This window comes from Flavobacterium panacagri (genome assembly GCF_030378165.1).
Lineage (GTDB): Bacteria > Bacteroidota > Bacteroidia > Flavobacteriales > Flavobacteriaceae > Flavobacterium > Flavobacterium panacagri.
On the sequence record NZ_CP119766.1, the window covers coordinates 5755168 to 5780202 of the forward strand.

General features: G+C 33.6%; 27 protein-coding genes. 20 read left to right on the top strand and 7 right to left on the bottom strand.

Translation table 11 applies throughout. From position 1 onward, the window contains the following. Nucleotides 1-64: 64 nt before the first annotated feature. Entirely contained in the window at nucleotides 65-376 is a 312-nt protein-coding gene (locus tag P2W65_RS24380; RefSeq protein WP_091491996.1) for a rhodanese-like domain-containing protein, read from the bottom strand. Nucleotides 377-783: 407 nt separating this feature from the next. Here P2W65_RS24380 and P2W65_RS24385 point away from each other — a divergent pair, with 407 nt between their 5' ends. Further along, nucleotides 784-1410: a Crp/Fnr family transcriptional regulator gene (locus P2W65_RS24385; RefSeq protein ID WP_289662257.1), complete on the top strand. Its 627-nt coding sequence runs from the start codon at nucleotides 784-786 to the stop codon at nucleotides 1408-1410. Between the two features lie 173 nt (nucleotides 1411-1583). After that, nucleotides 1584-2369 (top strand): sulfite exporter TauE/SafE family protein, encoded by a 786-nt coding sequence (locus tag P2W65_RS24390; protein WP_289662259.1) that lies wholly within the window; start codon nucleotides 1584-1586, stop codon nucleotides 2367-2369. A 226-nt stretch (nucleotides 2370-2595) separates the two neighbouring features. On the opposite strand, the gene P2W65_RS24395 is transcribed toward P2W65_RS24390, so the two are convergent. From P2W65_RS24395 to P2W65_RS24420, 6 genes are all read right to left on the bottom strand, one after another. Further along, complete coding sequence (locus P2W65_RS24395) at nucleotides 2596-3051, bottom strand: GNAT family N-acetyltransferase (RefSeq protein WP_289662260.1); 456 nt, start codon at nucleotides 3049-3051, stop codon at nucleotides 2596-2598. A 92-nt stretch (nucleotides 3052-3143) separates the two neighbouring features. Beyond that, nucleotides 3144-3542, bottom strand: coding sequence for a helix-turn-helix transcriptional regulator (locus tag P2W65_RS24400; RefSeq protein ID WP_289662262.1), 399 nt, complete (start codon nucleotides 3540-3542; stop codon nucleotides 3144-3146). A 235-nt stretch (nucleotides 3543-3777) separates the two neighbouring features. Further along, a complete protein-coding gene (locus tag P2W65_RS24405) occupies nucleotides 3778-4182 on the bottom strand; it encodes a hypothetical protein (RefSeq protein ID WP_289662264.1) in 405 nt (134 codons plus the stop codon). A 492-nt stretch (nucleotides 4183-4674) separates the two neighbouring features. Further along, a complete protein-coding gene (gene cydB, locus P2W65_RS24410; protein WP_289662266.1) occupies nucleotides 4675-5751 on the bottom strand; it encodes a cytochrome d ubiquinol oxidase subunit II in 1077 nt (358 codons plus the stop codon). Between the two features lie 2 nt (nucleotides 5752-5753). Then, nucleotides 5754-7100: a cytochrome ubiquinol oxidase subunit I gene (locus P2W65_RS24415; RefSeq protein WP_289662268.1), complete on the bottom strand. Its 1347-nt coding sequence runs from the start codon at nucleotides 7098-7100 to the stop codon at nucleotides 5754-5756. Between the two features lie 377 nt (nucleotides 7101-7477). Continuing rightward, nucleotides 7478-8068 (bottom strand): HD domain-containing protein, encoded by a 591-nt coding sequence (locus P2W65_RS24420; protein ID WP_289662270.1) that lies wholly within the window; start codon nucleotides 8066-8068, stop codon nucleotides 7478-7480. Between the two features lie 212 nt (nucleotides 8069-8280). On the opposite strand from P2W65_RS24420, the gene P2W65_RS24425 reads away from it, so the two are divergent. The 18 genes from P2W65_RS24425 to trpA all read left to right on the top strand — a co-directional run bounded on the left by P2W65_RS24425 (nucleotide 8281) and on the right by trpA (nucleotide 25020). Continuing rightward, entirely contained in the window at nucleotides 8281-9699 is a 1419-nt protein-coding gene (locus P2W65_RS24425; RefSeq protein ID WP_289662272.1) for an MBL fold metallo-hydrolase, read from the top strand. A 137-nt stretch (nucleotides 9700-9836) separates the two neighbouring features. Then, nucleotides 9837-10406, top strand: a complete 570-nt coding sequence (locus P2W65_RS24430) for a YeeE/YedE family protein (protein ID WP_289662274.1) — start codon at nucleotides 9837-9839, stop codon at nucleotides 10404-10406. Nucleotides 10407-10416: 10 nt separating this feature from the next. Further along, complete coding sequence (locus tag P2W65_RS24435; protein WP_289662275.1) at nucleotides 10417-10896, top strand: DUF6691 family protein; 480 nt, start codon at nucleotides 10417-10419, stop codon at nucleotides 10894-10896. Between the two features lie 209 nt (nucleotides 10897-11105). Continuing rightward, nucleotides 11106-12713, top strand: coding sequence for a glycerol-3-phosphate dehydrogenase/oxidase (locus P2W65_RS24440; protein ID WP_289662277.1), 1608 nt, complete (start codon nucleotides 11106-11108; stop codon nucleotides 12711-12713). 301 nt (nucleotides 12714-13014) lie between these two features. Then, on the top strand, nucleotides 13015-13473 hold the full coding sequence (locus P2W65_RS24445; RefSeq protein WP_179002648.1) for a MarR family winged helix-turn-helix transcriptional regulator: 459 nt from the start codon (nucleotides 13015-13017) through the stop codon (nucleotides 13471-13473). Nucleotides 13474-13483: 10 nt separating this feature from the next. Then, the gene (locus P2W65_RS24450; RefSeq protein ID WP_289662280.1) at nucleotides 13484-14116 is read left to right on the top strand and encodes an NAD(P)H-dependent oxidoreductase; all 633 of its coding nucleotides are present in this window, start codon (nucleotides 13484-13486) and stop codon (nucleotides 14114-14116) included. A gap of 38 nt (nucleotides 14117-14154) precedes the next feature. Further along, nucleotides 14155-14721: a YceI family protein gene (locus P2W65_RS24455; RefSeq protein ID WP_289662283.1), complete on the top strand. Its 567-nt coding sequence runs from the start codon at nucleotides 14155-14157 to the stop codon at nucleotides 14719-14721. Nucleotides 14722-14925: 204 nt separating this feature from the next. Beyond that, nucleotides 14926-16206: a beta-helix domain-containing protein gene (locus P2W65_RS24460; RefSeq protein WP_289662284.1), complete on the top strand. Its 1281-nt coding sequence runs from the start codon at nucleotides 14926-14928 to the stop codon at nucleotides 16204-16206. A 300-nt stretch (nucleotides 16207-16506) separates the two neighbouring features. Continuing rightward, nucleotides 16507-17907, top strand: coding sequence for an anthranilate synthase component I family protein (locus P2W65_RS24465; RefSeq protein WP_289662286.1), 1401 nt, complete (start codon nucleotides 16507-16509; stop codon nucleotides 17905-17907). Between the two features lie 70 nt (nucleotides 17908-17977). Then, nucleotides 17978-18412: a hypothetical protein gene (locus P2W65_RS24470; protein ID WP_289662288.1), complete on the top strand. Its 435-nt coding sequence runs from the start codon at nucleotides 17978-17980 to the stop codon at nucleotides 18410-18412. An 85-nt stretch (nucleotides 18413-18497) separates the two neighbouring features. Beyond that, on the top strand, nucleotides 18498-19064 hold the full coding sequence (locus P2W65_RS24475) for an anthranilate synthase component II (protein WP_289662290.1): 567 nt from the start codon (nucleotides 18498-18500) through the stop codon (nucleotides 19062-19064). 108 nt (nucleotides 19065-19172) lie between these two features. After that, the gene (gene trpD / locus P2W65_RS24480) at nucleotides 19173-20165 is read left to right on the top strand and encodes an anthranilate phosphoribosyltransferase (RefSeq protein ID WP_289662292.1); all 993 of its coding nucleotides are present in this window, start codon (nucleotides 19173-19175) and stop codon (nucleotides 20163-20165) included. 86 nt (nucleotides 20166-20251) lie between these two features. Next, a complete protein-coding gene (gene trpC / locus P2W65_RS24485) occupies nucleotides 20252-21037 on the top strand; it encodes an indole-3-glycerol phosphate synthase TrpC (protein WP_289662294.1) in 786 nt (261 codons plus the stop codon). A gap of 143 nt (nucleotides 21038-21180) precedes the next feature. Further along, nucleotides 21181-21813 (top strand): phosphoribosylanthranilate isomerase, encoded by a 633-nt coding sequence (locus P2W65_RS24490; protein WP_289662296.1) that lies wholly within the window; start codon nucleotides 21181-21183, stop codon nucleotides 21811-21813. An 11-nt stretch (nucleotides 21814-21824) separates the two neighbouring features. After that, nucleotides 21825-23006 (top strand): tryptophan synthase subunit beta, encoded by a 1182-nt coding sequence (trpB, locus tag P2W65_RS24495; protein WP_179002638.1) that lies wholly within the window; start codon nucleotides 21825-21827, stop codon nucleotides 23004-23006. Nucleotides 23007-23076: 70 nt separating this feature from the next. After that, complete coding sequence (locus tag P2W65_RS24500; RefSeq protein ID WP_109194532.1) at nucleotides 23077-23397, top strand: gamma-glutamylcyclotransferase family protein; 321 nt, start codon at nucleotides 23077-23079, stop codon at nucleotides 23395-23397. A gap of 6 nt (nucleotides 23398-23403) precedes the next feature. Continuing rightward, complete coding sequence (locus P2W65_RS24505; RefSeq protein WP_289662301.1) at nucleotides 23404-24141, top strand: carbon-nitrogen hydrolase family protein; 738 nt, start codon at nucleotides 23404-23406, stop codon at nucleotides 24139-24141. A 117-nt stretch (nucleotides 24142-24258) separates the two neighbouring features. After that, complete coding sequence (gene trpA / locus P2W65_RS24510) at nucleotides 24259-25020, top strand: tryptophan synthase subunit alpha (protein WP_289662304.1); 762 nt, start codon at nucleotides 24259-24261, stop codon at nucleotides 25018-25020. The last annotated feature ends 15 nt before the right edge of the window (nucleotides 25021-25035 follow it).

A 25035-nucleotide genomic window follows, 5' to 3' on the forward strand; every position in this document is an offset into this window, starting at 1 on the left:
ATTTAATGGTCTGGTAATTCTATAATCAAAAGAAAAAAGAGGCTTTTTTATGCCTCTTCTTCTTTTATGGTTGTACTGTTTCGCCTTCCCAATCCAGGATCCCGCCAAGCAGATTGTAGGCATTTTGTATACCCAATTCGTTCATGATCTGACAAGCTTTTGCGCTTCTAGCACCTGAACGGCAGTATACATAATAATTTTTATTTTTGTCTAATTCTTCGATTTCATAGATGAACCCCTGCCCTTTATTGATATCAATGTTTAAAGCATTCTCAATGTAGCCGTCATTAAATTCGTCTTCAGTTCTTACGTCAAGTATAACTGCATTTTCGTCAGCTTCTAACTGAGCAACCCAATCTTCTTGTGATAAATTCATAATAAAATGTGTTTTTGTAAAATTACGACGTTTCTATTTATAAAAAACGTACCAAATGCGATTTCGATTATTATTCTCAGAAAACGTTTTAGAGAAAGTATTATAATCAGTGATTTACAAATTTAGTTACTATTTTTAAAAATTCAGTCTACAAAATCGGTAGAAAATAGGATTTTTTCATTTTCATAAAATTCATCTTAAATCCAGTTTCTTGACAATTAATACCAACTCAAACTATTATCTTTGTAACAAATTATAATTTTTAATCTCTTTTTGATAAAATCAAAAAGAGAAAAATATTAAAGTTTTTTAATTCCAACCATTAAGAAATGAAGAAAAATTAAGCTTAATGAAACTTAATCTCTAAATGGTTAAAATATTGTTTTCTATTTTTATAAATATCTCTAATGCAAAATTCATTAAAAACCATCTTTCCTAATTTCTCCAACGAACTTATTGCTACTATCGAAGAAAATGGAAGTCTTCAGGATTTTGAGACCGGAACTATTTTAATGCGTACAGGACAATACATCAAGAATACGGCATTAATTACCAAAGGTAAAATCAAAATTTATCGTCAGGGCGAAGATGGTGGTGAATTTTTATTGTATTATTTACAGCCAGGCCAAGCTTGCGCAATTTCAATGATCTGCACGGCAAAAAGCGAAAAAAGCCAAATTATGGCCAAAGTGGTTGAAGATGTTTCGGTAATGATGATTCCGTTGCAATCTATGGACAAATGGATGATGGAACATAGAAGCTGGTACGAATTTGTTATTGAAACTTACAGAAGTCGTTTTGAAGAAGTCTTGGAAGTAGTTGATAACATTGCTTTCCGTTCTATGGACGAAAGATTAGAGTTTTATTTAAAAAGACATTCTGATGCCTGCGGCTGTTCTGAAGTAAATCTTTCGCACCAAGAAATTGCAACCGAATTAAATACTTCCCGCGAAGTAGTTTCTAGATTACTCAAAAAAATGGAACAACGCGGTCTGGTCAAACTCAACCGAAACCAAATTGAGTTATTGAAATAGTTTTTTCTGTTGTCAGGCTGAGCGAAGTCGAAGCCCGGAAGCATTTCGACTTTGCTCAATGTGATAAAATAATTCATGAAAATTCGTGAATTCGTGGCAAAAAAAAACCTTCTGTGATAAATGTTACTGTAGGATTCTAATTTCCGAAGCAACTTTGCATTAAAATAGATGCAATGGAATATTTAGGCTTTTTTGCTTCAATCATAATCGGAATCACACTTGGCTTAATAGGCGGAGGCGGATCGATATTGACCATTCCAATTTTAGTTTATTTATTTAAGGTAAATCCTGATCAAGCTACTTCCTATTCCTTATTCATTGTAGGCCTAACAGCTTTGTCTGGTAGTTACAGCCATTACAAAATGGGGAATCTAAAACTAAAATCTGCTTTATATTTTGCTGTTCCTTCAGTCATTTCCATTCTGATAATCCGTGAAGTAATTTTTCCTCAAATTGCCAAGACTTTATTTTGCGTAGCATCATATACAGTTTCAAAAGATTTCCTGATTATGGTAATCTTTTCTGTCTTAATGATTACTGCTGCCATTTCGATGATAAAAAAGAACCAGCCTGAAATAAAAACCACAGAAACCAACTATATGCAATTAAGTATAATCGGATTTTTAGTTGGAATTGTAACTGGCTTTCTTGGAGCAGGTGGTGGCTTTTTAATTATTCCTGCTTTACTTTTTTTTGCCAATTTACCAATGAAACAAGCCGTTGGAACGTCTTTATTGATCATTACAATTAACTCATCAATAGGTTTTGCTGGTGATTTATACATTGGAACACCAATAAATTATACTTTTCTATTAAGTGTTTCGGCAATGGCTTTGATCGGAATGCTGATTGGAAGCCAGCTTTCTAAAAAAATAGACGGCGCTAAGCTGAAACCGCTTTTTGGGTGGTTTGTCCTTGTAATGGGATTTTACATCATTACAAAAGAAGTTTTGTTTTAGAATTTAATATTTATCACTGATTGAGCAATCGGTATAGATTTTTAAATATTTTGAATTTAGTTATACTTGTAGAGTAATCTTTGTCAAAGCTCAGCTTTGACAAAGATGAAACTAAAAAAATCCGTTTATCCTTTAAGATAAACGGATTTTTTTTCAAGAGATGGATTTTATATTATAGACAGTTTTGAACAAAAATTAAAATCAATTCTAACATCTAATCTCTATCTTATTTTTCTGTTTTCCACCAATGGTAATAATTGTGAAGTCCATCATATTCAAATCCACAACGAGGATATAATTGATTGCCTATAACATTTGTTTTTTCTGTTTCCAGCATTAAACCACATGCTCCAGTTTCTTCACACCATAGTTTACTGCGATCAATTAATGCGACAGATAACCCTTTACCACGATACTCTGGATGAACAAAAAGATCACTTAACAACCATTGCTTTTGCAGTTTTGTATAATGAAACAATTTGTAGAGTTGTACAAAACCAACTGCTTTTTCATCTGCAATTGCTAAAAAAATATCCGATTCATTATTCAACAATCGATCTTTTAGAAATGCTTTTCCTTTTTCTACATCAGATTCCTGACGATAGAAAACACGATAAAGATTAAAAAGTACTGCCGTTTCATTGAGATCTTCAATACTTGCTTTTTTGATTTTGTAATCCATTGCTTTAAATTTTTTAGTTAAAAAGCGAAAGTATTATAAAGAAGAAACCAACTTCCAGTCCAGTTTATAAAAAACAAGCTCGTCCAGCAATTTCATATCTCTCCAAATTTTATTTTATAACGTTGAAGTTCATTCTCCGTTCTGTTTAAGAGCTTTTCTAACAATTGAATTTTATCTTCATAAAGTTCTCTTAAGACCGAAGAATTATCAGAATTAATTGATATATTTCCGTTATTATTTCCGTTGTTATTTCCTGTGATTTTATTAAAATTGCTAAAATATTTATCATACTCAAAGCTAATTATATCTTCAACACTGACATCTAAAATCCTTCCTATTTCTACCAATTTTTCATAACTCAAAGAAGTCTTTCCTTTTTCAATTTTGCTGTAACCTGCTTGCGTTACACCTAATTTATCTGCCATGTATTCTTGAGTATAATTTTTTAACTCTCTAATGTTTCTGATTTTGTTTTTAATTGTTGCGGCCATATTGTTTTTGTGATTTGGGGTCATGTATAGTTAAAACAGCCAGCCGTTAAAATACTAACGGCATAACTATACTTATTTTTGGGTATTCTAAAGCTACTACATTCTATGTAATTTATATAGTAGTACTTGGTTAATTTTTTCTTTTGGTAATAAAATAACCGTACATCAAAGCTGCCATTATGAACACAAAGTCATAAAGGTCAATCTCAAATACAAACATTTTTGAATTATTTTATTACGCAGTTCTTCTTATGTTTCTTTCAAACTGAAGACCTAAATACTGATCAATTTGTTTACCAATTAAAACACGATCTTTTGTTGCAATTTTTGTTCTTATTTCTTTTTTGTAAATATCTTTTACAAAAATAAAATACTCGAATTCATTATTATTTTTAAACCGTGATGCTATAATGAAGGCATAGCATAAAAGTGCTGGAATAATATAATACAAATCCATTAAGTTGGAAAAAATCATGCAATAATAAGTTGCTGCAGTTACAGCAATAAAAGCACCATTTTCTAGAAAATACTTTTTCTTTTTTTTGAGCAGTCTGAGTTCTCTAATTTCATCAAATTGATACTGCCATTCTTTAGAATTGTAATCGAATTTAATCTTGTCGGGTAAAATTTTTAAGGGCATAATTCTTGGTAAGTAAAAAAATAAATTTAAGTTTTTTTGGAAATTACTTTTCTAAGAATCTAGGGGAAAAATTCTTAGATACACAATATTAAGCAATAACTTCTTTTTTTTCTTACACCATAAATTATAGAATATAACTATTAGTTGTAATTAAATCTTTAACAAACAATTATACTTATAAAATGTGCTAATTAAGGACATTTTATTTTTTAATTCTGTCAAAAATCAAAATAAAATTCCGTTTATTATCAGACAGCAAACTGATTCTTTACTTGGATTTTTTTTTAAAATATTTTTTTTCAGAAGTTTATATAAATACTCTGCTTTGTCTTTCTTTACCTTACCCAGAATTTTTTAATATTCCGCAAATCTAAATAATTTCACATAAATTCTTTTTAAACAAATCTATACAAACAAAAAAACCTCCAGTTAAAACTGGAGGCAATTCATTTCATATTAAAATAAAAATTCGTGAATTCGTAGCTGTAAAAATCAATGTTCCCCATACCCAATATCATCCATCTTCCCGCTGAAAACACGATACTGAATTATAAAATAAATAATTACTAGAAACAAAGCCACAAAAAACCAGCTCAAACCAGCATTTAAACCATATTCGTGCGCAGCAGTATTATAGATTGTTAATGATGGATTCACTTTATTAGTTGAAGGCAGGACATTAGGAAAAATTGAAACCGCTGTCGAAGCAAATCCACCAACCAAAAATAAGGTTGAAAATATAAATCCATGACCGTCTTTTTTAAAGGAACGCACTTTAAACAATCCCAAAATCCCAACAAAGGTCATTAAAGGAAAAAACCAAAGAATCGGATTTTCAACGAAATTATGAAATGGCTTTGGTTCAATAAAATGCCAAATCTGAAGTGAAATACAAACCAAAACCAGCAACACAATATTCAATGCAAAAACTACTTTTTTAAGTTTCGGATTCAATGATGAATTCGTTTTATAAATAATCCAGTTTGCGCCGTGAATTGTCAAAGCGACAACACTTACAACACCAAGAAAAAGCGTAAACCAGTCAATAATTCCCAGTTCATTTGCCTGCGGACTAAAAGTAGGGTTCCATAACGGCAGAAAGAAAAAATGCGGTTCTTGTGTAGAAACTCCATTTTGAACCATTCCAAGATTTACGCCACGGACAATATTTCCTAAGGCAATTCCAAAGAATAAAGCCAAAAGTAAACTCGCAATTCCAAAGGCTTTATCCCAAATACTCTCCCACATATGATTATGTACCTGACCGCGCATCTCCAATCCGATGGCGCGAAAAATCAAAAGCCATAAAATCATAATCAAAGGAAGATAAAATCCGCTGAAAGAAGAAGCGTATAAAGTCGGAAAAGCAAAAAACAAAACGCCACCAGCAGCAATAAGCCAAACTTCATTGGCATCCCAAAACGGACCAATAGCATTTGTAATTGCTTTTTTATCTTTTTCTGTATCGGCAAAAAATAAATGAATAATTCCTGCGCCAAAATCATAACCGTCTAAAACCAGATAAACAGCCAAAATTCCCATTAAAACTACGTACCAAAAAAATTCCATACTTATATTTTTTCTGTTGAAAGTTCCACATTGTGCGGTCCTTTATTGATAATTTTTCCAACTAAAAGTAAAAACAGCATGCCTAGCAAAAGATACAGTCCAATAAATCCAAGTAATGTAAACAAGGTGTTTCCAGAAGAAACCGTTGGTGAGGCTCCTGCTGCTGTTCGCAGTAAATTATAAACCAGCCACGGCTGCCTTCCTAATTCAGCAGTATACCAGCCTGTTGTATTAGCAATATATGGAAATGGCATCATAAACATAAGTGACCATAAAATCCATTTGGTTTCAAATAGTTTTCCTCGTATTAATTGAAAAAGCGAAATTACCATTAAACCTATAAAAACTGTTCCAAGCCCTACCATAATATGATAAGCGTAATACAACCCAGAAATATTAGTAGGATGCAGATCTTCCTCGTACTGATCCAAACCTTTTATTTCCTGATCCCAGTTTCCGTAAGTCAGGAAACTCAGAATGTTTGGAACAGCAATCTTATTATCTAGTTTTTTGTCTTTAACATCAGGCTGACCGATCAAGACAATTTCAGAACCTTTCTCTTCCGTATGAAAAATTCCTTCCATAGCGGCAAAAGTAACAGGCTGATATTTTACAACATTTTTAGCCAATAAATCTCCTGTTGGCATTGCAACAATTAAACTCGAAATCAATCCAAAAATAACACCTGTTTTAAGAAACAATTTCCCGAACGAAACATTCTTTTTACTTAAAATATAGAACGCTCCAATTCCTGCCACAACAAAAGAACTTGTTACCAAAGAAGCGGCCTGATTGTGCAGATAAGAAGGCCAAAGCCACGGATTTAAAAATAAAGCCTGAAAATTATTCAGCACAAATTTTCCGTTTTCCAGAATTTCATAACCAACGGGATTCTGCATCCACGAATGTGTGGCAATAATTAAAAATCCGCTGGCCCAGGAACCAATCATGATTAATAATCCGGTTACAAAATGCCATTTATGTCCTAGGAGTTTTTCACCAAACAAAAACAAACCTAAAAACGACGATTCGAGAAAAAAAGAAAACATTCCTTCCATTGCGAGTGTCTGACCAATAATCCCTCCTGTTAATTCAGAGAATTTTGCCCAGTTGGTTCCAAATTGAAACTCCATTGGAATTCCAGTTACCACACCCATTGCAAAATTGAGGGCAAAGATTTTCATCCAGAAATGGGTGGCGTGATTGTATTGTTCGTCTTTAGTTTTGAGAAATTTCCATTTGAAGTACACAATGATCAACGAAAGACCCATTGTAAGCTGTGGAAAAAGGTAATGAAAAGTAATGGTGAACGCGAACTGCATTCGATCATAAAAGAGCATTTCTTCCATAAGTGGTAATTTGTTTATGAAGTTCCACAAATTTAACCATTACAACCCGAATTAACGCCCTTTAAAAAAAGTTTATCGCCTGATATTTGTTAAACTTTTCAACAATTTGAAAAGTAGAAATTACACTTGTTCTTTTTTACACTTACGCTCAGTTTGTCATTTCGACCGAAGGGAGAAATCGCACACGAAACTCGACAAAGATTGACGATATACATTGCAGAATTCCGTCTGCGATTTCTCCCTTCGGTCGAAATGACAATATTGTGTGTAGATTTACGTGCTTAAACATAGCCCGTGTTTTCAACCACGGGAAATGTATGGTGATAAAAATTGTGTTCTTGCGGTTGAAACCGCAGGCTATATTTAATTATGTTTGATTATTTCTTCAAAATTCCCTTTTCAACGCTTTCATTGATCAAACCTTCAGCATAATTCCATAAAGATGCTGAACCATTTTTAATGACACTTTTTTTCTCGTATACCTTATCATAAGTCACTCCAAACTCTTTCCAGGTTCCGCCGTTGTTAGAAGTATTCTGTAATAAAGGCTCTAATCTGTCCATCGATCTTGCAAATTTGGCTTCGTTTGTTTCGCCTGCTTCAAATTCTTCCCAGATGGCGATTAATTCTTCTGCTTGTTTTTTAGGCAGTAAACCAAAAATTCTATTTGCAGCCAATCTTTCTTCATCTGTATTATTGTGACTTTTTACAGTATCATAAATAAAAACATCTCCTGCATCAATCTCTACAATATCGTGTATCAAAACCATTTTTACGACTTTCAAAACATCAATTGGTGTATTGGAATGTTCGACCAAAACAATTGCCATTAATGCTAAATGCCAGCTGTGTTCAGCATCATTTTCGCATCGATCGCTGTTGAACAATTTCGTTTTACGCTGAATATATTTTACTTTATCAATCTCTTTTATAAAAGCAATTTGATCTAATAAATCTTGGTTGTTCATATAACTGATTATTTTTTTTCTTAAAAATGACATTCGTCATATGCAAAATTAAAGCTTAAAGCGTAATTGCCCTACTTTAAATCACTTTATATAACTCCTATGACAAAATCCACATTATTTTTTAACAGAAATCAAATTTCTGTAACATTAGTCACCTATTTTAATGGAAAACAAAGTTATCTTTGTACCCCACATATTTTAGATTTCATATCATGAAAATAGAACAAATTTACACCGGATGTTTAGCACAAGGTGCTTATTATATTACCTCAGATGGTGAAGCCGCTATAATTGATCCTCTTAGAGAAACACAGCCTTATTTAGATCGTCTGGAACGTGACGGCGTAAAGCTGAAATATATTTTTGAAACACATTTCCACGCCGATTTCGTTTCTGGCCACGTTGATTTAAGCAAAGAAACAGGCGCTCCAATTGTTTATGGACCAAACGCTGCCTGCGAATTTGACTGCATTTCTGCAAAAGACGGACAAGAATTTAAAATCGGAAAAGTAATTATTAAAGTACTACATACTCCAGGTCACACTATGGAGAGTACGACGTTTTTACTTATAGACGAAAACGGAAAAGATCACGCCATTTTTTCTGGAGATACTTTATTTATCGGAGATGTTGGCCGTCCAGATTTAGCGCAGAAAGCAGCTGGAATGACGCAAGATCAATTGGCAGGGATTTTATTTCATTCTTTAAGAGATAAAATCATGAAACTTGCCGATGATGTTATTGTTTATCCTGCACACGGTGCTGGAAGTGCCTGCGGGAAAAACATGAGTAAAGAAACCGTTTCAACTATCGGAAACCAAAAAGCAACAAATTATGCTTTGCGCGCGAACATGACTGAAGCTGAATTTATTGAAGAAGTGACAGATGGTTTATTGCCTCCTCCTGCCTATTTCAGTATGAATGTAGCCATGAATAAAGGCGGATACGAAAGTTTTGAAACCGTTTTACATAACGGAATGAAAGCTATTAACGTAAACGAATTTGAAGCAGTTGCAGAAGAAACAGGAGCTCTAATTTTAGATACAAGAAGCGCCGCTGAATTCCACAAAGGTTTTATTCCACAATCTATTAATATTGGAATAAATGGTGATTTCGCTCCTTGGGTTGGAACCTTAATTGCCGATGTAAAACAGCCCATTATTCTGGTTACAACAGTTGGAATGGAAGAAGAAACTGTTACCCGTTTAAGCCGTGTTGGTTTTGATACGATTATCGGACATTTGGAAGGTGGTTTTGATGCTTGGCAGAAAGCAGGTTTTGAAATTGATACCGTAAACCGAATCACAGCAGAACAATTTGCAAAAGAAGTGAATATTGAAACGGACAAAATTGTAGACATCCGTAAAGAAACAGAATACGCCGCAGAACATATTGAAGATGCGTACAGTAAACCTTTAGCTTATATTAATGACTGGGTAAAAGACATTAATCCAAATGAGCATTTTTATATGCACTGTGCCGGCGGATACAGAAGTATGATTGCTGCTTCGATTTTACAAGCACGCGGTTTCAGAAATTTCTCTGAAGTGGAAGGTGGTTTTGGAGCGATCTCAAAAACCAACCTCCCTAAATCAGATTTTGTTTGTCAAAGCAAGGTTTTAAAAGCATAAACATTGAACATAAATTTTAACCATATAAGTTATGTAAGTTCATTTTAGCAGGCGTTAATTAGCTTCAGCTTATATTTAATACATCGGTTTATAATTTCTTATATCACTTATATGGTTAAAAAAAATAAATTAATAACATGAATCTACTGGAAATTTTAAGGGAACCATGGCCTTGGTACGTAGCAGGCCCGCTTATTGGATTAACTGTTCCTATTTTATTAATAATTGGAAATAAATCTTTCGGGATTAGTTCGTCACTTCGTCATATTTGTGCGGCTTGTATTCCGGCAAATATCTCCTTCTTTAAATACGACTGGAAAAAAGAAAGTTGGAATTTATTTTTCGTTTTAGGAATTTTCTTTGGCGGAGTTATAGCTGCTTATTTGCTTTCTAATCCGAATCCAGTTGAAATTGCTCCAGAACTTTCACAGCAGTTAGCAGGTTACGGAATCACGAATCATACCGGTTTAGTTCCTGTTCAGCTATTTTCTTGGGAAAGTTTATTTACGCTTCGCGGATTCATTATGATGGTTGTGGGCGGATTTTTAGTTGGTTTCGGAACACGTTATGCAGGTGGATGTACCAGCGGACATGCGATTATGGGACTTTCAAATTTACAATGGCCGTCTTTAGTTGCTACAATCTGTTTTATGATTGGCGGTTTTGTAATGTCACTTTTGATTTTACCTTATATTCTTTCACTTTAAAATTTCAAAAATGAGCAATCTAGAAAATAAAAATACAGACAGCGAAGGAATTAACGCCAGCCATAAAAAAGAAACTGCATTCGCAAACCTTAAATATTTAATAGTCGGCATCTTTTTCGGAATTGTATTCGTAAAAGCCGAAATCATCAGCTGGTTCCGTATTCAGGAAATGTTTCACTTTCAGTCGTTTCACATGTATGGCGTAATTGGATGTGCTGTTGTAGTTGGATTAATATCTGTGCAATTGATTAAAAAATTCAACATCAAAACTCTTGATGGCGAAAAAATCGAAATCCAGCCAAAGACTTTCAGCAAAGGGCAAATCTACGGCGGATTGATGTTCGGTTTCGGATGGGCAATTACTGGAGCTTGTCCAGGGCCGCTTTTCGCGCAAATTGGAACTGGAGCAACGGTTATTGTAGTTACTTTAGTAAGTGCCATTTTTGGTACTTGGGTTTACGGATTAATTAAAGATAAATTGCCGCATTAAAATTTGTTTCAAGTTGATTTAACCGCAAAGAACGCAAAGAAATAATACGCAAAGTTCGCAAAGTTTATTTATAAAGCTTTGCGAACTTTGCGCTTTATACGACCTTATTAGGAAAGAATCTTGCGTGCTTTGCGGTTAAATATTTTTCTTCATCAATTTTTAATTTCATTTCGTTAAGTTTGCTTTAAACAAATAAGTCCCATAAAAATATGAACCGTTCAGAGCAGTTATCCAAACTACAAAATACCGAAAATTGGGACGTAATAATTATTGGCGGTGGAGCAAGCGGACTTGGAACTGCTATTGATGCTGCCAGCCGAGGTTATAAAACCATTTTATTAGAAGCCGTAGATTTTGCAAAAGGGACTTCCAGCCGAAGTACTAAATTGGTTCACGGCGGTGTGCGCTATCTCGAACAAGGAAATGTGCATTTGGTAAGAGAAGCATTAAAAGAAAGAGGTTTAATGACACAAAATGCTGGACATTTAGTCAAAAATCAATCTTTTGTAATTCCGAACTACAATTGGTGGAGCGGTTACTTTTACACTATCGGATTAAAAATCTATGATTTATTATCGGGTTGTTTGAGTTTAGGAAGCTCTAGATACATTTCAAAAAAGAAAACTATTGAAATGCTTCCAAACGTAGAAGAAAACGGATTGGTAAATGGAGTTATTTATCATGACGGACAATTTGACGATTCTCGTCTGGCGGTCAATCTTGCACAGACTGCTGTAGAAAATGGAGCTTGTGTTTTAAACTATACAAAAGTTGTCAATTTATTAAAAGACAATAATAATCAAATAATTGGTGTTGAGGTAACCGATCAGGAAACTGGAATTACTTATAGCCTAAAAGCTTCTACTGTAATAAATGCTACAGGCGTTTTTACGAATGCCATTATGAAGTTAAATGATACCGTTTATAAAAAATATATTGTTCCAAGTCAGGGAATTCATTTGGTATTCGACAAATCGTTTCTTCCGGGCGAACATGCCCTGATGATTCCGAAAACCAAAGATGGAAGAGTTTTATTTGCTGTTCCGTGGCATAATCGCATTGTAGTTGGCACAACTGATACTTTAATCAAAAAGCAAAGTCTGGAACCAATTGCTTTGGAAAGCGAAATCCAATTTGTCTTGGAAACCGCTCAGCGCTTCTTAGCCAAAAAACCAACAAGATCTGATGTGCTTTCTGTTTTTGCTGGATTACGTCCGTTGGCAGCGCCAAAAGAAGAAGGAAAAAGCACCAAAGAAGTTTCGAGAAGTCATAAGATTATTGTTTCTGAAACTGGCTTAATAACCATTACAGGTGGAAAATGGACAACCTACAGAAAAATGGCGGAAGAAATAATTGATAAAGCTATTTTAAAAGGAAAGCTTCCTAAAAAATCTTGCCTGACAGAACACTTAGCGATTCACGGAAATAAATTAACTACAACCCAAGACAGAGAAAATCACTTATATATATACGGCAGCGATATTTCAGAAATACTAAAACTACAGGAAAATGAACCTGAATTAAAAGAAAAACTTCATCCAGATCATGAATTTACAATGGCAGAAGTTGTTTGGGCTGTACGTTACGAAATGGCAAGAACTATTGATGATGTATTGGCAAGACGTGTTCGTTTATTATTTTTAGATGCCAGAGCAGCAATTGAGTCTTCTGAAAAAACAGCTCGAATTATGGCTAAAGAATTGAATCGTGATGAAAATTGGATCAGTAAAGAAATTGAAGATTTCAATGAAATTTCTAAAGGTTTTCTACTCGCAGAGTTCAGAGAGAGCTCAAAAATGGATTTTCAGAAGCTATAAATTTCATAAGTAAAACAAAAATCGAGAAAACTTTTATCGTTTTTATTATTCATCCTACTTCAAACGAAGCTTATGGAGTAATTAATTTCACGTCATTACATTTCAATATCACTTTTAAGTTAAAATTTTAAAAATCAATACTTTAATTCCAAAAATAAAATTAATTTTATTCTGATTTTCGATCCAATCAGCTTTTTTAATTGTTACATGCTTTTATAATTAACAAATTTTTAACATGACACTTGTATATACAAATATTAAAAATTCTACATTTGTATATACAAATTATACACTTACGACTATGACAATTGAAGAGGTTATTAAGAGTACGGTTAAGATGGATAATGCGAAAAAAGTTATTCTGAATATCATGTACACGCAAAATGTGGTTCAGGATCATTTCAACGAGTTAATTAAACCGTATGATTTATCTGGAGAGCAATACAATGTGTTACGTATATTAAGAGGGCAAAAAGGGAAACCAGCCAATATGTGCGTAATACAAGAACGAATGCTTGCCAAAACAAGCAACACAACAAGATTGGTAGACAAATTGTTATTAAAAGAATTTGTAACCCGAAATGTCTGTCCAGATAATCGAAGAAAAATCGAAGTTTTGATTACTCAGAAAGGATTAGATGTTTTAAAAGAATTAGATCCAAAAGTAGACGAACACGAAAAAGCGTTTGCTGACAATCTAAAACCAGAAGAATTAGTTTTCTTAAATCAGTTATTAGAAAAATTTAGAACCAACAAATAAAATTACTATTATGAGCAATATCGTAGAAAATCTAAATTGGAGATACGCAACAAAACAGTTTGATGCAACAAAAAAAATCTCTGATACAGATCTAAACACTTTAAAAGAAGCCGTTAGATTAAGTGCTTCTTCATACGGATTACAACCCTATAAAGTTATTATCGTTGAAAATGTGGCGTTAAGAGAAGAATTAAAAGCTGCTGCTTGGGGACAAACTCAAATTACAGATGCTTCTCACCTATTTATTTTTGCAAATGACTTAAACCTTGATACTGCATCTGTAGATAAATACATCAGCAATATTAGCGAAACCAGAGGCGTTCCAGTTGATGCTTTAGGCGGATTCAGTGATATGATGAAAGGTGTAATTGCTAACTTATCTGCTGAAGCAAAACACATCTGGACAGCAAAACAAACTTATTTAGCTTTAGGAAACTTATTAAATGCTGCAGCAGAATTAAAAATTGATGCTACTCCAATGGAAGGTTTCAATGCAGCAAAATTCAACGAAATTTTAGGTTTCGACAAGTTAGGTTTAAATGCATCAGTAATCGCTACTGTAGGTTACAGACATGATGAAGATAAATCTCAGCACTTTAAAAAAGTTAGAAAATCAAACGAAGAATTATTTATCACACTATAATTATTTATTAATCAAATTCAAATTTTAATTTTAAAAACATGAAAAATTTAAAAACAATTGCAATAGCATTATTCGTAGCAGTAGCTGGAATCTCAGTAAACGCTCAAACTAAAAAAATCGACGTAAAAGCGTCTACTATCAAATGGGTAGGTAAAAAAGTAACTGGAGAGCACTCTGGAACTGTAAACTTCAAAGACGGAGCTGTAGTTTTCAAAGGAAAAAAATTAGCTGGTGGTAACTTTACAGTTGATATGACTTCATTAACTGCTACTGATTTAACTGGAGAATACCAAGGAAAATTAAACGGGCACTTAAAAGCTGACGATTTCTTCGGAACTGATAAATTCCCAACTGCAAAATTAGTTTTCAAAACTATCAGTTCAAAATCTACTGATGTTTATGCTGTAACTGCTGATTTAACTATTAAAGGAATCACTAAACCAGTAAGTTTTGACATCACTGTAAAAGGAAATACTGCTACAACTGCTTTCAAAGTTGACAGAACTAAATACGATATTAAATACGGTTCAGGTAGTTTCTTCGACGGTTTAGGAGACAAAACTATCAATGACGAATTTGAATTAGCTGTAGCTTTAAAATTCTAATTTTTAAGACTTACTAGTTCAAAAAAACACAAAGCCCCGACAATTTAAATTGTCGGGGCTTGTTATTTATATACTTTCCACAACCTTAACACTATTAACATTATAGTAACACTTTCGTAATAAACGTCGGGACTTTGATTAACATACGGCTTCTATTTTTGGGCAAATTAAAAAAATCAAAAACTAGAAATTAAAATCATAGTTATGAAAACAAAATTACGCATTGCTTCTATTACATTCATTATCAGCTTTTTCGTACACGCTCAACAACAGCCAAAAGGAATTACCGGAAATACAAACTGGATGAACAATTGGACTAGTTTTAGACCTGCTGTAAATGACTATAGTGAAGCTACTAATATAATTGCCGGAACTATCGATAAAGACACCAGATTAGTAAAACGTAATGTCTACCATTTAGTTGGTGTTGTTTACGTTACTAACAATGCTACTTTAACCATAGAGCCTGGAACAATAATTCGTGGAGACGATAAAACCTGTGGTACTCTTGTTATTACAAATGGTTCAAAAATCATTGCGGAAGGTCTTGAAACCGACCCTATTATTTTTACTTCAGAAAATGAAATAAATAACAGAAAACCAGGTGACTGGGGTGGAATTATTGTTTTAGGAAAAGCACCAATTAATACTTTAGGAGGGGTTCATACTTTGCCTTTTGACCTAGAACCAGCTTTAAATCATTACGGAGGTCAGGATCCTGAAGATAATTCAGGAATTTTAAAATATGTCAGAATTGAATATGCCGGAAGAAAATTAAGTGCTTCTAAAGAGCTAAATGGGCTTTCTCTTGCCGGAGTTGGAAGAAAAACAATCGTTAGTAATATCCAGATTAGTTTCTCAAATGATGATTCTTTTGAATGTTATGGCGGAGATTTGAATCTTAGCAATCTTATCTCATTTAGAACAACAGATGATGATTTTGATTTTACACAAGGTGCTCAAATAAACATTAGCAATAGTATTGCGATTCGTCATCCATTTTCTTCAGACATTTCAGGTTCAAGATGTTTTGAAGTTGACTCTTATGAGAAAATTGCCAATACTGATATGACGAAAAAAATGACCAAAATAAATGCCAGCAATATCACTTTGGTCAATCTGGAAGAAAACAATCAAGGTTTGGTAAGGGAATCTGCTTACATCAGAGAAAACACCTTTTTCAACCTGACCAATAGTGTAGTTTCAGGTTTTGCTCCTTTTATTTTATTGGAAGGTGCAATTGGAAATGGCGAAGCTAATCTTTCAAAAATCAGTTTTAAAAATGTGATTGCCAACAACTGTAAAGGTGAAATTGAAAGTGAATCTGCAAGCAACAATACAGGCATAAAAAACTATTATGGTAACCCTCAATACGACATTCAATTCACAAAAGTAAAGCTAAACGAACTATTTTATCTTCCAAATATAAAAGGAAATCCAGATTTTAGATTAAATGTAAACAACACCCTGGCTATTGGAAATTAAGGAGTTGTAATGCATCAGCTAAATAAAATTTAACAAATTTTAAAATTTTAAAAAGATTTTTTTGAAATTTTATGTGTTCTATTTAAAATTACATTTATATATTTGTCACATCAAAATAAAGAAATGAGAACAATTTTAAACAATACTTGGTGGTGGAGCAATTTACGTCAGACGTCGTGAACAAAGCTTCCTATGGTATTGTAAGAAAACTATAAATATAAAAGGCTTGTCATCACGACAAGCCTTTTTTTTTGGTCAAAATTTAAATGAAAAACTAACACAATTAAAAAACTATATACATTGAAACCTTTTATCCTTAATACCAATTACAAGCAAATTCTCGCAGACACTGTTACGCCGGTTAGTATTTACTTTAAAATCAGAGATAAATTTCCAAACAGTTTATTATTGGAAAGTAGTGATTATCATGGAAATGACAACAGTTTCTCTTATATCTGCTGTAATCCGATTGCTACTATCAAAATAGAAAACGAGGTTATATCAAAAACTTTTCCAGACGGAACTTCAGAGAAAATCAATATCGATGCTTCAACAAATATTCCGCAGGTAATTCAGGAATTTTCGGCTCAGTTTAAATCGGAGAAAAATGATTTCAAGTTCATCAACAACGGATTATTTGGATACATTTCTTATGATGCTGTTCGCTATTTTGAAAAAGTTTCCATTGCCAAAAAAGACAATGCAACTTCAATTCCAGATGTTTTTTACGCTGTTTACCAAAACATTATTGCGATAAACCATTTCAAAAATGAAGCTTATATTTTCTGCCACAGTTTAGACGGAAAAAACAATATTGCTGAAATAGAACAATTATTACAATCCAGAAATATTGCTTCTTATAAATTCTCTAAAGAAGGCGAAGGTTTTTCTAATTTAACTGATGAAGAATTTAAAGAAAATGTGGCTTTAGCCAAAAAACACTGCTACAGAGGTGATGTATTTCAATTAGTATTATCTAGAAGATTTACTCAAGGTTTTAAAGGTGACGAATTCAATGTTTACAGAGCTTTAAGAAGCATTAATCCTTCTCCGTATTTGTTCTTTTTTGATTATGGAGATTTCAAAATCTTCGGTTCTTCTCCAGAAGCACAAATTATTGTCAAAGACAGAAAAGCTGAAATTCATCCAATTGCAGGAACTTTCAAAAGAACAGGAGATGATGAACGTGATGCCCTTTTAGCGAAAGAACTTTCTGAAGATAAAAAAGAAAACAGTGAGCACGTAATGTTGGTTGATTTGGCCAGAAATGATTTAAGCCGAAATGGTCACGATGTAAATGTAGAAAAATACAGAGAAGTTCAGTTTTTCTCTCACGTAATTCACTTAGTTTCAAAAGTTACAGGACATTTACACGATAAAGCGACAACTATGCAGGTTGTAGCAGATACTTTTCCTGCAGGAACTTTAAGCGGAGCTCCAAAACACAGAGCCATGCAGTTAATAGAAGACTGCGAAAAAACAAATCGTAATTTTTACGGAGGCGCAATTGGTGTTATGGATTTTGATGGAAATTTTAACCACGCCATTATGATTCGAACTTTCCTTTCTAAAAATCATCAATTACATTGTCAGGCTGGTGCCGGAATTGTAGCCAGTTCTGATGAAGAAAGTGAAATGCAGGAAGTTTACAATAAATTAAGAGCTTTAAATACAGCGCTGGAAATGGCAGAGAAAATTTAGTAGTCAGTGTTCAGTTTTTAGTGTTCAGTGCATAGAACTTGAAACAATTAACAAACAAACCATAAAAACCATGAAAAAAGCAATTTTAATTTTAATTATTACTCTGACATCATGCAATTCTGAAAAGAAAAATCCGATTGAAGGAACCTGGCGTCTTATATCAGCTGAAACTACTGAGAAAGACTCTACTTTTTCAACTTTCAATAAAAACGCCAAAATGATTAAGATTATAAATGATTCTCACTTTGCTTTTCTAAATCATGATTTGAAAAACGGAAAAGATTCAACAACAGCATTATATTTCGCGGGAGGCGGAAAATATACTTTGAAAGACAGTATTTATACCGAAAATCTAGAATATTTTAATAATCGCAACTGGGAAAACAACAAATTCGAATTTGTAGTAAAAGTTCAAAACGACACCTTAATTCAAAAAGGAATCGAAAAAGTAGAAAAATTAGGCGTAGATCATATTATTATTGAGAAATACGTTCGAGAAAAATAAGAAAATTGGTTTTAGGTTTAAAGTTTCACGTTCCAACAACCTGAAACCTGAGACAAAGAAAACCTGAAACAAAAAACACAACACAATGAAAAAGATTTTAGTTATAGACAATTACGATAGTTTCACTTACAACTTGGTGCACTATTTAGAAGATTTAAACTGCGAAGTTACTGTTTACAGAAACGACGAATTTGATATTGATGAAATCGCATCTTTTGATAAAATACTACTTTCTCCGGGACCTGGAATTCCGGATGAAGCAGGTTTATTAAAAGCAGTAATCGAAAAATACAGTCCGACAAAAAGTATTCTTGGCGTTTGTTTAGGACAACAAGCAATCGGCGAAGTTTTTGGCGGAACACTTTCTAATCTTGATAAAGTATATCACGGAGTTTCAACGAATGTAAAAACAGTAGTAGATGACGAAATTCTGTTTGAAGGTTTAGGAAAAGAATTTGAAGTTGGAAGATACCATTCGTGGGTTGTAGACACCAATCTTCCGGATGAACTTGAAGCTACTTCATTTGATGAAAACGGACAAGTAATGTCTTTAAGACATAGAAATTATGATGTTCGAGGCGTTCAATTCCACCCAGAAAGTGTATTGACTCCAAACGGAAAAAAAATGTTAGAGAATTGGATTAAGAGTTAGTGATGAGTGTTCAGTCCCGAAACTTCGGGATAGTATTCAATCACAGTTTACAGTCACAGTAAAAAACTTAGAACCTTAGTCTCTTAGCAACTTAGAATCTTTAAAAAAATGAAAACTATATTAAATAAATTAATCAATCACGAAGTGCTTTCTAAAGAAGAAGCCAAACAAGTATTGATTAATATCTCAACAGGTCAATACAATCCAAGCCAAATTTCGGCATTTTTGACTGTTTTTATGATGCGAAGCATAACAATCGATGAGCTTTCGGGATTTCGTGAAGCTTTGTTAGAATTATGCATTCGTGTGGATTTATCTGCCTATAACACGATCGATTTATGCGGAACAGGTGGCGACGGAAAAGACACTTTCAACATTTCGACTTTAGCATCATTTGTTTCGGCAGGAGCCGGAATTAAAATTGCCAAGCACGGAAATTACGGAGTTTCCTCTATTTCCGGATCGAGCAACGTGATGGAAAAAATGGGAATTAAATTCAGCAACGATCCTGACTTTTTAGAAAAATGCATCGATCAGGCCGGAGTTTGCGTTTTGCACGCTCCCCTATTTCACCCAGCCATGAAAAATGTCGGACCAATCAGAAAAGAACTGGCTGTAAAAACGTTTTTCAATATGTTGGGGCCAATGGTAAATCCATCTTTTCCACAAAATCAATTGGTTGGCGTTTTCAACTTAGAATTGGCAAGAATGTATGCCTATTTATATCAAAACACCGATGTTAATTTCACCATCTTACATTCGCTTGACGGCTATGATGAAATTTCATTAACTGGCCCAACCAAAACAATTTCGAACCACATGGAAGGAATGTTAAATCCTGACGATTTTGGCGTTCATCTTTTATCTCAAACCGAAATTGAAGGAGGTAAAACCATCGAAGAATCGGCTGAAATCTTTACCAATATCATTTCTGGAAAAGGAACCGAAGCCCAAAACAATGTAGTTTGTGCCAATGCTGCAATGGCAATTGCAACCGTAACAAAATGTTCTCCTCTTGAAGGTTTTGAATCAGCAAAAGAAAGTCTTTTGTCAGGAAAAGGACTAAAAGCTTTACAGAAATTACAAGAGTTAAGTAAATAAATTTGTTTCAAGTTTCAGCTTTCAAGTTGTTTGAACGTTCGACAAACTTGAAACCTGAAACTTAAAACTTGAAACCAATCAACACAATGAATATCCTAGATAAAATCATAATAGATAAAAAACGAGAAGTTATTTTAAAGAAATCAATCATTCCGGTTTCTCAGTTGGAAGCTTCAGTATTTTTTGAAAAACAAACCATTTCTCTTAGTCAGAAGTTAAAAGAAAGTAATTCTGGAATTATTGCAGAACACAAACGTCGTTCTCCTTCAAAATCCATCATCAACAATAATTTTACTGTTGAAGAAGTAGTAAAAGGCTATGAAGATGCTGGTGCTTGTGGCATCTCAGTTTTAACCGATGGAAAATATTTCGGTGGCTCTTTAGACGATTTACTTTTGGCGAGAGCTTCAGTCAATATTCCGCTTTTGCGAAAAGAATTTATTGTAGACGAATATCAGATTTTAGAAGCAAAAGCACATGGAGCAGATTTGATCCTTTTAATAGCAGCAGTTTTAACTCGTGAGGAAATTAAATCATTATCTGAATTTGCTAAAAATTTAGGTTTAGAAGTTTTATTGGAAGTTCATAATCAGGAAGAACTCGAAAAGTCTATTATGCCAAGTTTAGATATGATTGGCGTAAACAACAGAAACTTAAAAACGTTCGAAGTAAGTTTAGATTTCAGTAAAGAATTGGCATCACAAATCCCGAATGATTTTGTTAAAGTTTCTGAAAGTGGTATTTCATCAATCGAAGCCATTCAAGAATTAAAACCTTACGGCTACAAAGGTTTCTTAATTGGAGAAAACTTCATGAAAACTGACGACGCAGGACAAGCCGCAACGGATTTTATTAAAAATCTGGGCGTTTAAAAAATAGCCACGAATTCACGAATTTAATTTACAATCATTCGTGAATTCGTGGCGGAAAAACTTTGCGAACTTTTTCGCATTCAAAACACAATACAATAGAAAAAAACTTAGCGCACTTTGCGTTAAAAAAAACACACAACACAATGAAACTTAAAATATGCGGTATGAAATATCCTGAAAATATTCTCGAAGTAGGTGCGCTGTTGCCTGACTATATGGGATTTATTTTCTGGGACAAATCCGCGCGATATTTTGACGGAACTATTCCTGAACTTATAAAAACAGTCAAAAAAGTAGGCGTTTTTGTAGATCAAAGTCAGGAAGAAATTCTAGAGAAAGTCGTAAAATACAATTTACAAGCCGTTCAATTACATGGAAATGAATCTGTGAAATTTTTATCAGAACTAAAAGAACAATTACCAAAAAAAGTCGAAATCATAAAAGTCTTTTCAGCAGATGAAAATTTCGATTTTGAAGTGATAAAACCTTTTGAAGCTGTCTCAGATTATTTTTTGTTTGATACCAAAGGAAAACTTCCTGGTGGCAACGGAACAACATTTGACTGGACAATATTAAAAAAATACAATTCCAAGAAACCTTTCTTTTTAAGTGGTGGCATTGGAATGAAAGAATTAAAAGCCATTGAAGAAATTTCAAAAACCAATTTACCAATCTACGCTGTCGATGTAAATAGTAAATTTGAAATCGAACCAGGGCTGAAAAACAGAAATTTATTTAGCAATTTCAAACGAAAATTTGATGTTGCCAACTTTTAAAATTTAAAAAAATGAGTTTTAACGTTAACGAAAAAGGATATTACGGAGAATTTGGAGGCGCTTATATTCCAGAAATGTTATATCCAAATGTAGAAGAATTACGCCAGAAATACTTGAGTATTATGGATGAACCTGATTTTAAAGCGGAGTTCAATCAACTGCTTAAAGATTATGTAGGACGCCCTAGCCCATTGTATTTCGCAAAACGCCTGTCTGAAAAATACAACACAAAAGTCTATTTAAAAAGAGAAGATTTAAATCATACCGGAGCTCATAAAGTTAATAACACAATTGGGCAGATATTATTAGCAAAACGTTTGGGTAAAAAACGAATTATTGCCGAAACTGGCGCTGGTCAGCATGGTGTGGCTACTGCAACGGTTTGTGCTTTAATGGGAATCGAATGTATCGTTTATATGGGCGAAATCGACATTGCGCGTCAGGCTCCAAATGTAGCTCGTATGAAAATGTTAGGTGCAGAAGTCCGTCCCGCTCTTTCGGGTTCACGAACTTTAAAAGATGCGACAAACGAAGCGATTCGTGACTGGATTAACAATCCTGTAGATACGCATTATATTATTGGATCAGCCATTGGCCCGCATCCTTATCCAGATATGGTAACTCGTTTTCAGAGTATTATCTCCGAAGAAATCAAGTGGCAGTTAAAAGAAAAAGAAGGTCGTGAGAATCCTGATTATGTTGTAGCTTGTATTGGCGGCGGAAGTAATGCAGCAGGAACTTATTATCATTTCTTACACGAGCCAGAAGTTGGAATTATTGCAGTGGAAGCAGCTGGAAAAGGTGTTGACAGTGGTCATAGTGCAGCAACAAGTAAACTAGGAAAAGTTGGAGTTATCCACGGCTGTAAAACGCTGTTGATGCAGACAGCAGACGGACAAATTACAGAACCATATTCTATTTCTGCTGGATTAGATTATCCTGGAGTTGGCCCATTGCACGCACATTTAGCACAAACTGGACGTGGGGAATTTTTCTCTGTAACTGATGATGATGCTATGAATGCAGGTTTACAATTGACAAAATTAGAAGGGATTATTCCAGCCATTGAAAGTGCTCACGCCTTTGCCGTTTTGGATCAAAAGAAATTCAAACCTGAAGATATTGTAGTGATTAGTCTTTCTGGACGTGGCGATAAAGATTTAGATAATTATATTGATTACTTTAAATTGTAATAAAAATTGTAATTTGGACGTTGGTTTTTAAAATCGCCAACGCTAACAAATAACGAGAAAAATCATAATTATGGAACTATTATTCTCATACGGAACACTTAGATCGAAACAAATTCAGATGCAGATTTTTAATAAAGTTTTAGTTGGAACTCAAGATCAAATATTGGGTTACAAATTAAAAAGTTTACAAATCGAAGAAGAATTTGGAATGGCTGACTATGTAGTTGCAGTACCTAGCGAAAATCTAGAAGACATTATACATGGCGCTGTTTTTGAAGTGACTAATAATGAATTATTAAAAGTCGATCAGTTTGAATCGAATTCCTATAAAAGAGTTCAGGTCAAACTAAAATCAGGAAGAACGGCTTGGATTTACACGGAAAATAAATAACTAAAAATGATTTTAGCGGCAGCACAGACAAAACCAAAACGTGGCAATATTGCTTCAAATTTATTAGACCATTATCGCCTTGTTGAATTGGCTGCACAAAATGGAGTTCAATTAATTGCATTTCCCGAAATGTCTATCACAGGATATGAAAGAGAAAATGCAATGGATTTGGCTTTTGCCGAAGACGATTACAGAATCGATCATCTGAAAGATTTGGCTACAGATTATAATATTACCATTATTGCTGGAGCTCCAATTTTAATAGAAAATCAATTGTTTATTGGCGAATTTATTATTTCTCCAAACGATTCGGTTTCTATTTATACCAAACAGTTTTTACATGAAGGTGAAGATGATTTTTTTCAGTCTTCATTTGATAACAATCCTGTAATCACAATTGAAGATCAAAATATTTCATTTGCCATTTGTGCCGATATTGATAATCCGAAGCATCCTGAAAATGCTTCAAAAAATAACGCAGACATTTATATTGCGAGTATTTTCTTTTCTCCAAACGGAATTTCAAGTGCCTACAGAGACTTACAGAATTATGCTCAAAAACATGAAATGAATGTTCTGATGTCGAATTTCAGCGGTGAATCCTGGGGATCTCCTTCGGCTGGACAAAGTGCTTTCTGGAATAATAAGGGAGAATTGATTGGACAGATGAATGAATCGGATTCTGGATTATTATTGATTGAAAAACAAAATGATAGTTGGCTAACTAAAGTTATTATCGATTAGCATAATTTCCTGCAATCCCGAAGTTTCGGGACAAAACCTTGCAGGTATAAATAACTTAAAACATAAAATACCTACAAGGTTTTGGAAACCTTGCAGGAATGAAAAAACGATATTAAAATGAACAGAATAACTCAAAAATTACAAGAAGATAAAAAGATCCTTTCGATCTATTTTTCTGCAGGATATCCAAACTTAAATGATACGGTGCAGATTATTCAGGATTTAGAAAAAAACGGAGTTGACTTAATCGAAATCGGACTTCCTTTCAGTGATCCTTTGGCAGATGGACCAACTATTCAAGCGAGTTCTACGGCTGCGCTTCATAACGGAATGACCACTCAGATTCTTTTTGATCAACTGCAGAACATCCGCGAAAGCGTAAAAATTCCGCTGATTATTATGGGATATTTTAATCCGATGTTACAATACGGCGTTGAAGCTTTTTGTAAAAAATGTGCTGAAATTGGAATTGACGGTTTAATTATTCCTGATCTTCCAGTTGATGTTTATGCAGATGAATACAAAGCAATTTTCGAAAAATACGGATTAATTAATGTGTTTTTGATTACACCTCAAACTTCAGACGAAAGAATTCGTTTTATCGACAGCGTTTCAAACGGATTTATTTATATGGTAAGTTCTGCAAGCGTTACAGGATCTCAATCTGGTTTTGGAAACACTCAGGAAACTTATTTCGAAAGAATTGCTGCAATGAATTTGAAAAATCCTCAAATTGTTGGATTCGGAATTTCGAATAAAGAAACTTTCAATCAAGCAACAAAATATGCAAAAGGTGCTATTATTGGAAGCGCTTTTATCAAACATTTAAGCGAAAGCGGCAGTGGAAAAATTGAGGAATTTGTTGGAGAGATTCGATAGTTAAATTCAAAACTA